The sequence below is a fragment of the Prosthecobacter sp. genome, assembly GCF_044226605.1.
Classification (GTDB): domain Bacteria; phylum Verrucomicrobiota; class Verrucomicrobiia; order Verrucomicrobiales; family Verrucomicrobiaceae; genus Prosthecobacter.
Map to the genome: position 1 here is coordinate 61,829 of NZ_JBGAGS010000019.1, position 12,803 is coordinate 74,631.

At 62.3% G+C, this 12,803-nt stretch carries 9 protein-coding genes; 7 read left to right on the forward strand and 2 right to left on the reverse strand.

Annotated elements, in window-relative coordinates:
- Nucleotides 1-2: 2 nt before the first annotated feature.
- Nucleotides 3-686, reverse strand: a complete 684-nt coding sequence (locus ACILSO_RS23890; RefSeq protein ID WP_395739988.1) for a pseudouridine synthase — start codon at nucleotides 684-686, stop codon at nucleotides 3-5.
- A 135-nt stretch (nucleotides 687-821) separates the two neighbouring features.
- Nucleotides 822-3,707, reverse strand: coding sequence for an alanine--tRNA ligase (locus tag ACILSO_RS23895; RefSeq protein WP_395739989.1), 2,886 nt, complete (start codon nucleotides 3,705-3,707; stop codon nucleotides 822-824).
- Nucleotides 3,708-3,908: 201 nt separating this feature from the next.
- Between ACILSO_RS23895 and ACILSO_RS23900 the strand changes: the two genes are divergently transcribed.
- From ACILSO_RS23900 to ACILSO_RS23930, 7 genes are all read left to right on the forward strand, one after another.
- Nucleotides 3,909-4,322: a type II secretion system protein gene (locus ACILSO_RS23900; protein ID WP_395739990.1), complete on the forward strand. Its 414-nt coding sequence runs from the start codon at nucleotides 3,909-3,911 to the stop codon at nucleotides 4,320-4,322.
- A gap of 71 nt (nucleotides 4,323-4,393) precedes the next feature.
- A complete protein-coding gene (locus tag ACILSO_RS23905) occupies nucleotides 4,394-7,816 on the forward strand; it encodes a DUF1553 domain-containing protein (protein WP_395739991.1) in 3,423 nt (1,140 codons plus the stop codon).
- Between the two features lie 54 nt (nucleotides 7,817-7,870).
- On the forward strand, nucleotides 7,871-8,089 hold the full coding sequence (locus ACILSO_RS23910) for an addiction module protein (RefSeq protein WP_395739992.1): 219 nt from the start codon (nucleotides 7,871-7,873) through the stop codon (nucleotides 8,087-8,089).
- Nucleotides 8,090-8,092: 3 nt separating this feature from the next.
- Nucleotides 8,093-8,395, forward strand: a complete 303-nt coding sequence (locus ACILSO_RS23915) for a type II toxin-antitoxin system RelE/ParE family toxin (RefSeq protein ID WP_395739993.1) — start codon at nucleotides 8,093-8,095, stop codon at nucleotides 8,393-8,395.
- A 17-nt stretch (nucleotides 8,396-8,412) separates the two neighbouring features.
- Complete coding sequence (locus ACILSO_RS23920) at nucleotides 8,413-9,864, forward strand: DUF1501 domain-containing protein (protein ID WP_395739994.1); 1,452 nt, start codon at nucleotides 8,413-8,415, stop codon at nucleotides 9,862-9,864.
- A gap of 70 nt (nucleotides 9,865-9,934) precedes the next feature.
- The gene (locus ACILSO_RS23925) at nucleotides 9,935-11,278 is read left to right on the forward strand and encodes an SWIM zinc finger family protein (RefSeq protein ID WP_395739995.1); all 1,344 of its coding nucleotides are present in this window, start codon (nucleotides 9,935-9,937) and stop codon (nucleotides 11,276-11,278) included.
- Nucleotides 11,275-12,795, forward strand: a complete 1,521-nt coding sequence (locus ACILSO_RS23930) for a DUF5691 domain-containing protein (RefSeq protein ID WP_395739996.1) — start codon at nucleotides 11,275-11,277, stop codon at nucleotides 12,793-12,795. Before ACILSO_RS23925 ends, ACILSO_RS23930 begins: the two co-directional genes overlap by 4 nt.
- Nucleotides 12,796-12,803: the final 8 nt, after the last annotated feature.

Below are 12,803 nucleotides of genomic sequence, written 5' to 3' on the forward strand. Positions count from 1 at the left end.
GATCAGGGAGGCGAAAGCATCTGCCACTCGCCTTCGACAAGATCGCCGAGGGCGTAGGGGCCGAAGCGTTCGCGGTGCAGCTTCTCCACCTGCCAGCCCTGGCTGGCGAACATGCGGCGGACCTGATGGTAGCGGCCTTCGGTGAGGGTGAGGCGGGCGGTGAGGGGGGAGACGATTTCGAGCTGGGCGGGCAGGCAGGGCTTGTCCTCGCTGCGGAGCATGAGATCGCCTTTGGCAAAGATGTCGATGAGCGAGGGATCGAGTTCGTGATCGACTTCGACGAGGTAGGTCTTTGCGATGTCGGATTTCGGCGAGGTGTAGCGGTGGACAAGGCTGCCGATGTCGGTGACGAGGAGGAGGCCGCTGGTGTCTTTGTCGAGGCGGCCCACGCTGGTGACGGCGGGGTTGCGGTCCGGCCAGTGGGAGGGCAGCAGTTCGTAGATGTTTGGCCCTTCATCCGCGCTGTGGGTGCAGGAATAGCCGACGGGCTTGTGAAACATGGCGAGCAAGCCATCCGGCGCTTCCAGTGGCTGGTCATCGACGGTGATGAGGGCGGCGTCCACGCGCTGGTCGGAGCGTTTGACGACGGTGCCGCTGAGCTTGACGCGGCCCTCCTTGACGAAAGCGATGGCCTCGCGGCGGGAGCAGTAGCCGAGGGCGGAAAGGAGCTGGTCGAGGCGGCGCATATTGGAGGAGGCTCAGGGTATTGTTGTACCGGCTTTAGCCGGTCTGGGCGAGCGTCCGCAAAGTGCGCTTTGTGCAGAACCGGCTAAAGCTGGTACGGCAATACGCAAAATGGGCACGCAGAAGGCGTTGGGCGATTACAGCCCCGCGAGCTTCCGCGCCTCCGCCAGTGCTGCATCTGCCTTCGTCACATCTTTGCCGCCGCCGCGGGCGAAGTCGGGTTTGCCGCCGCCTTTGCCGCCGACGATGGGGGCGATGGTTTGGATGATCTTGCCGGCCTGGACTTTGCCTTGATGCTCTTTCGCAACGCTGGCGATGAGTGCAACGCTGCCGCCGCCGGTGGAGGCGAGGACAACGATGCCGTTGAAGGCGGCTTTGAGAGCTTCGGCCACTCCAACAGCGTAGTCGGCATCGACGTCACCGAGATTGGTGATGATGGTGTTGTTGGAGGCGGTGGCGATGAGATCCTTCGCTTTCGCGGAAGCCTCGCGCTGCTGCGCGGCCTTGAGGGCTTTTTCCAGCTCCTTCTGCTGCGTGAGGATTTGGTCGAGCTTCTTCTCCAGATCGGCTGCGCCCTGGGCGCTCACTTTGCCCGCGAGGAGTTTGAGGAGGTCGGCATCGGCGCGTGCGGCGTTGTAGGCTTCGAGGCCTGCGACGGCTTCGATACGACGCACGCCGGAGGCGACCGCGCCTTCGCTGACGAGGCGGAAGAGGCCGATCTCTCCCGTGCCGCGCGTGTGGGTGCCGCCACAGAGCTCCATGCTCCAGCCGTCCAGCTTGTTGCGCTGGCCGCCGATCTGCACGACGCGCACGAGGTCGCCGTATTTTTCACCAAAGAGGGCCATGATGCCCTTGTTGGCCTTGGCTTCCACGTAGGGGACTTCCGTCCAGGAGACGGGTTCGTTGGCGACGATGCGCTCGTTCACCAGGCGCTCGATGTCGCTGAGCTGCTGTGCAGTCAGGGCGGCGCTGTTGAAGTCGAAGGTCAGTTTGTCGGGGGTGACGTTGGAGCCTTTCTGCGTGGCGTCCTTGCTCACAACCTCGTGCAAGGCCCAGTGCAGGATGTGCGTGACGGTGTGGTGGCGCTCGATGGCATGGCGGCGTGGCGCATCGACGATGAGTTTCACGGTGGCATCGACGGCAGGGGCTTCGTCGCCTTCGAGGAAATGCAGCCAGGTGTTGCCGACTTTGGAAGTGGCGCTGATCGGGTAGGTATTCGCACCGAGGATAAGCTGACCCGCATCGCCAATCTGACCGCCCATTTCGGCGTAGCAGGTGGAGACGTCGAGGACGACGGCGGTCTTGTCCTTCATAGAGACCACTTCGAGAACCTTCACCTCGGCTTCGAGGTTGTCGTAACCAATGAACTTCGTCGGAGCCTTCGTCTCGATTTCAGAAACGGAGACGACCTGCTTGTTTTTTTTGCCGGCTTCGCGGGCGCGCTGCTTCTGCTCTTCCATGAGCTTGTCAAAGCCTGCGACATCGACAGTGATGCCGCGTTCGCGGGCAAGGAGCTCGGTAAGGTCGAGTGGGAAGCCCTGCTCGTCGTACAATTTGAAAGCGACTTGTGCAGAAAGTATGCGATCGGTCTTACCATCCTGATTCTGAACGGAACCAGCAGTATAGCTCTTTGACCGGCCATCCTCAGCAGGAGTTTTGATATAAACACCCTGCTTTGATGTGCTTGTAGTTTCAATCTGGAGCAGCGTCGAAACTGCTTCTTCAAACAACGCGATGCCTTTGTCCAGCGTGCGGTTGAAGCTCTCTTCCTCGAGCTTCAGCACGCTCTTGATCTGCTCCTTCTTGGCGCGCACTTCGGGGAACACGTCTCCCATCTGCGCGGCGAGAACATCGACGAGCTTGAAGAAGAACGGCTCCTTAAACTCCAGGGTGCGGCCATACTTCACGGCGCGGCGCAGAATACGGCGCAGCGTGTAGTTGCGGTCGCTATTTCCTGGCTGGATGCCGTCGGCAATCGCAAACGAAAGCGTGCGCAGGTGATCGGCGATGACGCGGAAGGCGACGTCGATTTTTTCCTGCTCGGTCACCGGCACCACATGGCCCTGCTCATTCGCTTTGGGCAGAGTGCTGGCGTAGGTCTTGCCGGAGAGCTTGGTCAGCTCGTCAAAGATCGGCTTGAACACATCCGTGTCGTAGTTGCTGATCTTGGCGGTTTCGAAGTCGGTGAAGTTCTTCGTGCCCTGAATGATGGAGCAGACGCGCTCAAAGCCCATGCCAGTGTCCACGTGCTTGGCGGGCAGCATGCTGAAGGTCTTGTCCGGGTTGGCGTTGTACTGAATGAAAACGTTGTTCCAGATTTCAATGCAGCTCGCGTCGCTGCCGTTCACCAGCTTGGCGCCCGCGCGCTGGCGGTCTTCATCGAGATCGCGCGGGCCGGGGGTGAGGTCGATGTGGATCTCGGTGCAGGGGCCGCAGGGGCCGGTGTCTCCCATCATCCAGAAGTTGTCCTTTTTGTTGCCGTTGACGATGTGGATATCGGGATCAAGGCCGATGCTGCGGAACTTTTCGGCCCAGATTTCCCAGGCTTCCTGATCGCGCTCAGCAGGGTCTCCCTCGCCGGGCTGATAAATGGTGGCGAAGACGCGGGTCGGCGGGAACTTCCAGCGCTCGATCACAAGCTCCCAGGCCCAGGAGATGGCTTCTTTTTTGAAGTAGTCACCGAAAGACCAGTTCCCCAGCATTTCAAAGAGCGTGTGGTGGTAGGTGTCCAGGCCCACGTCCTCCAGGTCGTTGTGCTTGCCGCCGGCGCGGATGCACTTCTGCGTGTCCGCCGCACGGGTGGGGAGGCCTTTGTGAAGGACGCCGGGCCAGGTGTCCACGTCCGCGCTGCGCTCGCCGAGGAAGATCGGCACAAACTGGTTCATGCCCGCATTGGTGAAAATGCGCGCGCCGTCGCGGCTGGTGTAGCCCACGTTGTCACTGGGCACGATGGTGTGCTGCTTCTCTTTGAAGAAGTCGAGGAAGCTCTGGCGGATCTGGGCGGCGGTAGGAACGGCGGACATGGTGGCTGGGGAAAAGGGAGCGCGGATGGTAGCGGGGGGAAGCCGAAGGTAAAGGCGGGGTTTGCCGCCGATTCGGCTGTGGAGTGCTTTACCGGATTGGGAATCAGTGGATTGAAATCAAAGAGGCGTTAAAGGCGCAACCAAAACGCAAGGAAATATTTGTAAAATTACTATAAATAAAGTAATCTTTAGGCAGAAGGTATGAAAATCTCAGTCAATCCCATCCGAAAAACCTGCCCGTCCGCCTCCGGACTGAGCTTGATGGAATTGCTGATCGCGATCTTCGTTCTCGCCGTCCTCATCCAAATCGCCATCATGGCGATGGGCAGCACCCGCCAGGCCGCGGAGGATCAGAAGGACAAGCGAAATGCCCAGGAAATCGCGAGCGTGGCGGCCATGGCCAGCGCTGCGGGGGCCAATTTTATCGTGCCGGGGAATGCCCAGGCCACCATCGCGAATCTGCGAGACGGCATCGCACCCGCCACCGGAGCGTTTCGCGGGCGCACCTTCCGTATCCCGTCCATGCAGGACGCGGAAATTCAAGGGGCGCTGCGGTTTCTGGCGCTCAGCGACACCATCCTGCAGTACCGCATGAATGGCAGCAGCGGACCTTGATGGGGAAAGCTGGGGGCATGGAGAATGCCGCTTCTGCTCAAGATCGGCTTTTCTGAAGCGTATCACACCACGTGATCCGCCCTTTCATCACTCTTTTTCTTGTTGCATCCGCGGCTGCGGAGACGGCACCGCATACCATTCAGTTCTCCAAGGAGATCCGTCCCATCCTGAGTGAGAACTGCTTTTTCTGCCATGGACCGGACGAAAAGAAGCGCGAGGCCGGCCTGCGCCTGGATGAGGAAGCTGGAGCCAAGAAAAACAATGATGGGGTGACGGCAGTGGTGCCGGGACACCCCGAAAAGAGCGCATTGCTGGAGCGCATCGTGAGCAAGGATCCGGAGGAGGTGATGCCGCCGCTGAAGCAGCACAAGACCATCTCTCCCGCCCAGGTCGCGCTGCTCACCGAATGGATCAAACAGGGCGCGCCGTGGGGAAAGCACTGGAGCTATGAAAAGGTGGTGAAACCCGCCGTGCCGGTGCCGGGGTCAAAGTTTCAGGCTCCAGGTTTAAAGCTGAATGCGGTCGATGCCTTCCTGGTGCAGCGGCTGGAGAAAGAAGGGCTGAAGTACGAACCGCCGGCAGACAAGGCCACGCTGATCCGACGCGTGGCGCTGGATCTGACGGGGCTGCCGCCCACGCTGTCCGATCTCGAGGCACTGGCACAGCAGCCTTATGACTCAGTGGTGGAGCATTACCTGGCCAGCCCCGCCTACGGCGAGCACTGGGCACGGCAGTGGCTGGATCTGGCGCGGTATGCAGACAGCTCGGGCTACCCCAGCGACCAGCCACGAGAAATCTGGGCCTACCGCGACTGGGTTGTTCGCGCGCTGAATGCGAACATGCCTTTTGATCAGTTCACCATCGAGCAAAACGCGGGAGATTTGCTGCCAAACCCGACGGACGACCAGCTCATCGCCACCGCATTTCATCGGAACACGATGACGCAAAACGAAGGTGGTACAGACGATGAGGAATTTCGCAACGCCGCCATCATCGACCGCGTGAACACGACCCTGGCCGTGTGGATGGGCACCACCATGGCCTGCGCGCAGTGCCACACGCACAAGTTCGATCCGATCACGATCAATGAGTACTTTCAGTTCTACGCCTTCCTGAATCAAAGCGCCGACAGCGACAAGAAGGACGAGGTGCCCTTGCACAGCTTTGATACCTCGGAGCTCAAGCAGCAGCGGGCCAAGCTGAAGGGCGAGATCGATGCGCTGGAGAAGAAATTTACCTCCCCTGCCCCGGCATGGCTGGCCGGGCTGGAAGCCTGGGACCAGGGCTTCGCTCGCGATCTCGGCTGGCAGACACCCCAGCCCACCCTGGTGAGCACCAAGTCAAAACAGACTGCCGGCATCGCCGCAGGCGGCACCGTTTCGATCCCAAAAAACAGCGACAAAGACAGCTACACCATCGAGCTGCCCGCCACGGGGGACAAGCTTAGCGCCCTGCGCCTCGAAACCCTGCCAGCGGCTGGTTTTGGCAACTTCGTCATCACCGATGTGAAGGCGGAAGTGGTGCCCTCAAATGCCACTCCGCCGCCACAGGCACGCTATGTGCGCGTGGAGCTGCCGGGGGAGAAAAAGCTGCTCCAACTGGCGGAGGTGCAGGTCTTCAGCGGCAGTGAAAACATCGCTCCCAAAGGCGCCGCCTCGCAAAGCAGCACCTACACCAATGCGGCCGCCAAGCGCGCCATTGATGGCGGCACCGAGGGAGACTACGCCAAGAACAGCGTGGCCCACACTGCCGACGGCGACAAAGAACCGTGGTGGGAGGTGGATCTGAAAGCCGCCAAACCGGTGGACCGCGTGGTCGTCTGGAACCGCACGGACGGCGGCACGAGCAAGCGGCTCGATGGCTTCCGCGTGCTGCTGCTGGATGAGAAACGCCAGACCCTGTGGAAGAGCGAGCCCACACCCGCGCCAGAAAAAGACAAAGCCTTTGCCATCAGCGGGCCGGTGGCTGTGAGCTTCACCACCGCGCTGGCAGATTATGAGCAGGACGGCTTCACCGCGGCCTCTGTCTTGAAACCGAAGGACAAAAAACAGCAGGGCTGGGCGGTGGCTGGAGCAGCCGACAAGCCGCACATGCTCACGCTGCTGGCCGCATCTCCGCTGATGATTCCCACGGGTGCAAAGCTGCGCATCACCCTGGCGCAGAACAGCGAGTTCAAACAGCACACGCTCGGCAGCTTCCGCCTCAGCTACACTGGAGACGCCCGCGTGCAGCAGGTCACCAAGGTGCCGCAGAATGTGGTGGCCGCGCTGGCCCAGGCGAAGGACAAGCGCACCCCCGCGCAGCAGGAGACGGTGGTGGACTACTTCGTGCGCAATGTCTCCAAAGCCTCCGCCACCGAGCGCGCGCGCCTCGCCGCCGCCGGCAAGGAACTGGCTGCGCTCAAACTCGTCACCGTGCCGATCATGCGGGATCTGGATCCCAAGCAGCGCCGCGTCACCAAGATCCAGCTGCGGGGCAACTGGCAGGCGCTTGGAGATGAAGTGAGCGAGGGCACGCCCGCGGCGTTCAATCCGCTGCCCGCAAACGCGCCGCGCAACCGGCTCACCATGGCGCGCTGGCTTGTCAGCCGGGACAATCCGCTCACGGCACGCGTGACTGTGAACCGTCTCTGGGAAAGCATCTTCGGCACCGGCATCGTGCGCAGCAGCGAGGAGTTTGGCAGCCAGGGAGAGCTGCCTTTTCATCCTGAACTGCTCGACTGGCTGGCCGCCGAGCTGATGGACAGCGGCTGGGACATGAAGCACATGCTCAAGCTCATGCTCACCAGCGCGGCGTATCAGCAGAGCACCAAGACCACGCCCGAGCTCAACGAACGCGATCCAGACAACCGCATGCTGGCGCGGGGCCCGCGCTTCCGCCCCACGGGAGAGCTTCTGCGCGACCAGGCGCTGGCGGTCAGCGGCCTGCTGAGCCCGAAAATGTTCGGCCCGCCCGTGCGTCCCATGACGCCTAATCTCGGCCTCACCACCGCCTTTGGCCGCAGCAATGACTGGACCGTGAGCCCCGGCGAGGACGCCCACCGCCGCAGCCTCTACACCGAGGTGCGCCGCAACAGCCCCTACGCCAGCTTCACCACCTTTGACGCCGGCAATCGTGAGGTGTGCATGATCCGCCGCAGCCGCACCAACACCCCGCTGCAGGCCTTCGTGACCTTGAACGATCCCGTCTTTATCGAAACGAATCAGGCCATGGCCCGCCGCCTCGTCGCCGAAGCTAAGAGCCAGCCCGAGCGCCTCGCACTCCTCTTCAAACTCTGCCTCTCCCGCGCTCCAGCCGCGCATGAAACCGCAGCCCTGACCAGGCTCTACGACGAATCCCTCGCCGCCTACCGCGCTGACCTCCCCGATGCCACGAAGATGGCCACCGAGCCGCTGGGCGCCGCTCCGAAAGGTGCCGACATCCCCGAACTCGCCGCGTGGACTGCAGTGGCGAATGTGGTCATGAACCTCGATGAGTTTTTGATGCGCCGCTGATGCGCAGGGCCAAATCGTCGATTGCTCTTTGCCACTCAGACATCATCTTTCAAAATGACCATCGCACTCGAACAGATTCGTCAAATGCCCGTGGTGCAGCGCATTCAGCTGGTCGAGGACATCTGGGACTCCATGGTGGCGGAAGATGTGGACTTCCCACTCAGCAGTGCACAGCTTGCCGAGCTCGATGAGCGTCGCGCCGCCATGGCGGCCGATCCTTCTGCTGGCATCCCATGGGCCGAGGCCAAGGCACGGCTGCTGGCAGGAAAGTGACCCATGAAGAAATCTGTCCTTTCGCCATGCGCCCTCTGTGATGCAGACGATGCGCGTCGATGGTACGAAAGCTGCGAGCCAGGCCTGGGCTCCGAGTTTGTCCGGGCGCTGGAAGAGTGTCTGTCACGGATCGAGGCCAGTCCCGAAATGCATCGGGTCGTGCTGGCCCCTTATCGCAAAGTGCTCATGCGCCGTTTTCCGTTTCAGGTCATTTACGAGATCCGTGAAGACAGCCTTTGGATCCTCGCCGTTTACCATGCCAAGCGCGATTCCGCCCAGTTGCGCAAAAGGATGACCGGACCTTGAACGTATTTTCCTTCGATATGAACCCCATCACACACGACACGCTCCAGCTCAAAACCCGCCGCCAGTTTCTTGGCAATGCGGGGCAGTTCAGCCTGGGAGCCATCGCCATGCACGCGCTGCAGCAGAAGACGGGGGCCAGCATGGTGCCGGACAATCCGCTCGCGCCGAAGAAGTCGCAGTATGCGCCGAAGGCCAAACGCGTGATCTACCTGCACATGTCCGGCGCGCCGCCGCACCTGGATCTGTTTGATTACAAGCCGGAGCTGGTGAAGCGCAGCGGGCAGGACTGCCCGGACTCGATCCTCAAAGGCCGGCGCTTTGCCTTCACCACCGGCGTGCCCAAGCTGATGGGCACTCCGCGAACTTTTGCACGCTATGGCAAAGGCGGGCTCACCATGAGCGATGCCTGCCCGAATTTCCACACCATTGCCGATGAGATGTGCCTGATCCGCTCCATGAACACGGATCAGTTCAATCACGCGCCGGCAGAGCTGCTGCTCTTCACCGGGCATGCGCGGCAGGGGCGGCCCTCCATGGGTTCCTGGGCCACCTATGGCCTTGGTACGGAGAATCAGGATCTGCCGGGCTTTGTGGCGCTGATCTCCAGCGGCACGCAGCCGAGTGGCGGGCAGGGCTGCTGGGGCAGTGGTTTCATCCCGAGCGTGTATCAAGGCGTGCAGTGCCGCAGCAAGGGAGATCCTGTCCTGTTCGTGAGTGATCCTGCGGGCATGAACCGCGCCATGCGCCGCAAGACGCTCGATGCGCTGCAGGATCTCAATCAGCAGCAGGTCGCTGAATTTGGCCATCCCGAAACGGTCACACGCATCGCTCAATACGAACTGGCCTTCCGCATGCAGACCAGCGTGCCTGAAGTGATGGACATCTCCAAAGAACCGCAGCACGTCATCGAGGCCTATGGCGCGAAACCCGGTGAATCCAGCTTTGCCAACAACTGCCTGCTCGCACGCCGCCTCATCGAAAAAGGCGTGCGCTTTGTGAACCTCTTTGACTGGGGCTGGGACTTCCACGGCACCAGCGAAGGCAGCGGCATCACCACCGGCCTCACCAACAAGATGGCCGCGACGGATAAGCCGGTGTCCGCACTCATCAAAGACCTCCGGCAGCGCGGTCTGCTGGACGACACCCTTGTCATCTGGGGCGGCGAGTTTGGCCGCACACCCTTCCGCGAGGGCCGCACTGCCGCCAGCGCCGTGCTGGGACGCGACCACTATCCTGACTGCTTTTCCCTCTTTATGGCCGGAGGCGGTGTGAAAGGTGGCTTTGAATACGGCAGCACTGATGAACTCGGCTTCAGCGTGGCCGAAAACAAAGTCCACGTGCACGATTTCCAGGCCACGGTGATGCACCTCCTCGGCTTCGATCACGAACGCCTCACCTACCGCTTCCAGGGCCGCGACTACCGCCTCACAGACATCCACGGCCATGTGGTGAAGGATCTGCTGGTGTAGCAGGCGTTTTTTGAATGAAGCGAAGGCTTTTCTTGCCATTTTATCAGGCATTCGCTTGGATGCGGCTTAAATGCTGACACCCGACCAAATCCTCGCCCTTTCGCCCGATGATTCATCGGCCAAGGCGGCGAAGGGGTTGCTGGCACCAGCAAAGTGGCCGGCTCTGGGGCACGATGAAACCGCGATCTGGGGCGAGTGCCAGGGCAGCGGCTCCAAGCCCTACCAGGTTATCATTGACCTCAGCGGCCCTTCCTTCAAATGCAGCTGCCCCAGCCGGAAGTTTCCCTGCAAGCACGGGCTGGCGCTGTATCTTCTGCTGGCGCAGAAGCCGGCCGCCTTCACCGCCAATGCGCAGCCGCAGTGGGTGAATGAATGGCTCTCCGCACGGAAGCAGCGTGCGGAAAAGCAGGAGGAGAAAAAGGCCACGCAGGCCGAGGCCAAACCCGCCGACCCGAAAGCCACCGCGAAGCGCGAGGCCAAACGGCTGGATAACATGCTTAATGGCGCGCGCGAACTGGAACGCTGGCTCACCGACCGGGTGCGCCAGGGCATCGCAGAGCTTCCGCCCAAGCCCGCCATTTTCTGGCGCGAAGCCGCCGCCCGTCTGGTGGATGCGCAGGCTCCCGGGCTGGCGTTTGCCGTGCGGCAGCTTGAGAGCGCCGTGTCCTCCGGCGAGGGCTGGCAGCAGCGCACCTTGTTGCAGATGGGGCGCATGCAGCTCCTGCTGGATGCGATGCAGCGGCTGGAGTCGCTGCCCGAGCTTTTGCAGCATGATGTGCGCAGCAGCGCCGGCTGGACGGCGGACAAGGATGAAGTGCTGGCTGGCAGCGATCGTGTGCAGGACACCTGGCACGTCCTCGGCGTCAGCCACGATGAAAACGAGAAGCTCTGGGAACGCCGCGTCTGGCTGAGCGGCGCTGCTACGGGCCGGCCTGCGCTGCTGCTGGACTTCTCCCACGGCGGGCGGCGGTTTGAGCAGGTGTTTGTTCCGGGCATGCGGTTCAAGGCGTCCCTGAGCTACTTCCCCAGCGCCTCACCGCTGCGCGCACTGCTGGCAGACGTTCCGGTGGAGGCACCAGCGGGTCCGCCGCATGAGAAAGTCACGACTTGGGATGGTGCGCTGGATTTCGTGGCCGAGGCACTGGCGCGTCAGCCGTGGTTTCAGCGGCTGCCGGTGCTGCTGCATCATGCCACACCGGTGCGGCGAAACGGAGTTTGGCTGGCCCGCGATGCGGAAGGGCGTGAAGCTCCGCTGCGCACCAGCGATGACGATGGCTGGCAGCTTCTCGCGCTGGGCGGCGGACATCCCCTGGCTCTCTTTGGCGAATGGCAGGGCGACCGCTGCCGGCCGCTGACCGCGTGGCGTGCCGATGAAGAAACTCCCTGCTGGACGGAGGTGCTCCCACTCGCATGAGCGCGCTCGCTTCCCTCGCCACCCATGCCCTGCTCGGCACCGAGCGCCACCCACCGCAGTGGCCGGTGCCTGACGGAGCAGTGGGCGCGCTGCTCGCCCGCATCCCGAAAGACTCCGTGGAAAAAGCGCTGCTGCAAACGGCGGGCGTGCTCGGCACCTGCCATCTCGCGGGCCTGCTGCCTGGGAAGGCGGATGCGGCACCCGCAGCGTCGGAGTCGTCCGTGCAGGATGCGCGGCTGGATCTGCTGGCTGAGATTCTTGTTTCCGGGCCGGAGCGTCTGCAAGCCGAGGCGTTTCAAACTCTCGCGATCGCAGGCAGGCACCTGCCGCACCGCCTGCTGCCCAAGGCGCTCGAGTGCGGGCGGCGCAGCACGGCGCTGCGTCCCAGCCTGCTGCCGGTGCTGGGTCCTCGCGGAGCCTGGCTGGCGGCACAAAACGAAGCCTGGGCCTATGCCGCAGGCGTGGTGAGCACGAGCGCGCCCGGCAGCGATGTCTGGGAGCACGGCAGCCTGGATCAGCGGCGGCTTTATCTGACCGCACTTCGGAACACGGACGCCACGCAGGCGCGCAACTTGTGCCGCAGCGCCATGACCACGGAAGGTGCCAAGGAGCGCACCGCCTTCATTGAATGTCTTGCCACCGGGCTTTCTCTGGAAGACCAGGATCTGCTCGAATCGACGCTGGCGGACAAGAGCAAAGAAGCGCGGCTGGCGGCTGCGCGGCTGCTCTCTGCACTGCCAGACTCGAGATTCTCCCAGCGCATGGCGGCGCGTGCGGCGCAGTGTTTGAAGTCCGAGAAGAAGCTGCTGCGCGGCACGGTGCATACCCTCGAAGCGCCTGCTGCTTATGATGCTGGCTGGAAGTCCGATCTCATCGAAGAGAGCAAGCCCAAACATTTGAGCATGGGTGAACGCGCATGGTGGCTGCTGCAAATCGTGCGCCAGACGCCTTTGCAGTGGTGGGTCACGCAGACAGGCATGACGCCCGCGGAATGTCTTGCCTGGGCGCAGAAGTCAGACTGGAAGGACGTGCTGCTGCTGGGCTGGGCCGAGGCGCAGGCGGTGCAGCACCGCGCGGAATGGGCGGAGGCATTTCTAGGAACCAATCTCCCGTCAAACGGACCGCTGACGTTTTTTGACCTTTTGGAAACTTTGCCTCCGGAAAAACGGGAGGAGCACTTCCTGAAACTCCTCACCGATAACAATGCCAATGTCGTCGCCTTCAGCACCGTGGTGGATCGCTTCACCCGCGGCCTGCCCCTGGGCACTCCGATGCTCTCACCCGCCGTGGCAGCCCGAGTGATCAAGATCCTGAAGCAGCGCATCAGCAGCGGCGAAGCACGCTATGACTGGCAGCTTCGCCCCTCCCTCGTCGAGCTCGCCTGCCTTCTGCCACTTGCGGCCTTTGACGAATTTGCCAACGGCTGGGAACTGACCAAGGAAGAAGCCCAGCCCTTTTCCGAAGCGATCGCACGGGTCGGCATTGTGCTCGATCAGCGCCGCCAGCTTTCCGCCTGATTTTTTCG

Bases quoted from the DNA above. Each gene is read 5' to 3' on its own strand.
- ACILSO_RS23890 (WP_395739988.1), bottom strand. From the start codon at position 686: ATGCGCCGCCTCGACCAGCTCCTTTCCGCCCTCGGCTACTGCTCCCGC.
- ACILSO_RS23895 (WP_395739989.1), bottom strand. From the start codon at position 3,707: ATGTCCGCCGTTCCTACCGCCGCCCAGATCCGCCAGAGCTTCCTCGAC.
- ACILSO_RS23900 (WP_395739990.1), top strand. From the start codon at position 3,909: ATGAAAATCTCAGTCAATCCCATCCGAAAAACCTGCCCGTCCGCCTCC.
- ACILSO_RS23910 (WP_395739992.1), top strand. From the start codon at position 7,871: ATGACCATCGCACTCGAACAGATTCGTCAAATGCCCGTGGTGCAGCGC.
- ACILSO_RS23915 (WP_395739993.1), top strand. From the start codon at position 8,093: ATGAAGAAATCTGTCCTTTCGCCATGCGCCCTCTGTGATGCAGACGAT.
- ACILSO_RS23920 (WP_395739994.1), top strand. From the start codon at position 8,413: ATGAACCCCATCACACACGACACGCTCCAGCTCAAAACCCGCCGCCAG.
- ACILSO_RS23925 (WP_395739995.1), top strand. From the start codon at position 9,935: ATGCTGACACCCGACCAAATCCTCGCCCTTTCGCCCGATGATTCATCG.
- ACILSO_RS23930 (WP_395739996.1), top strand. From the start codon at position 11,275: ATGAGCGCGCTCGCTTCCCTCGCCACCCATGCCCTGCTCGGCACCGAG.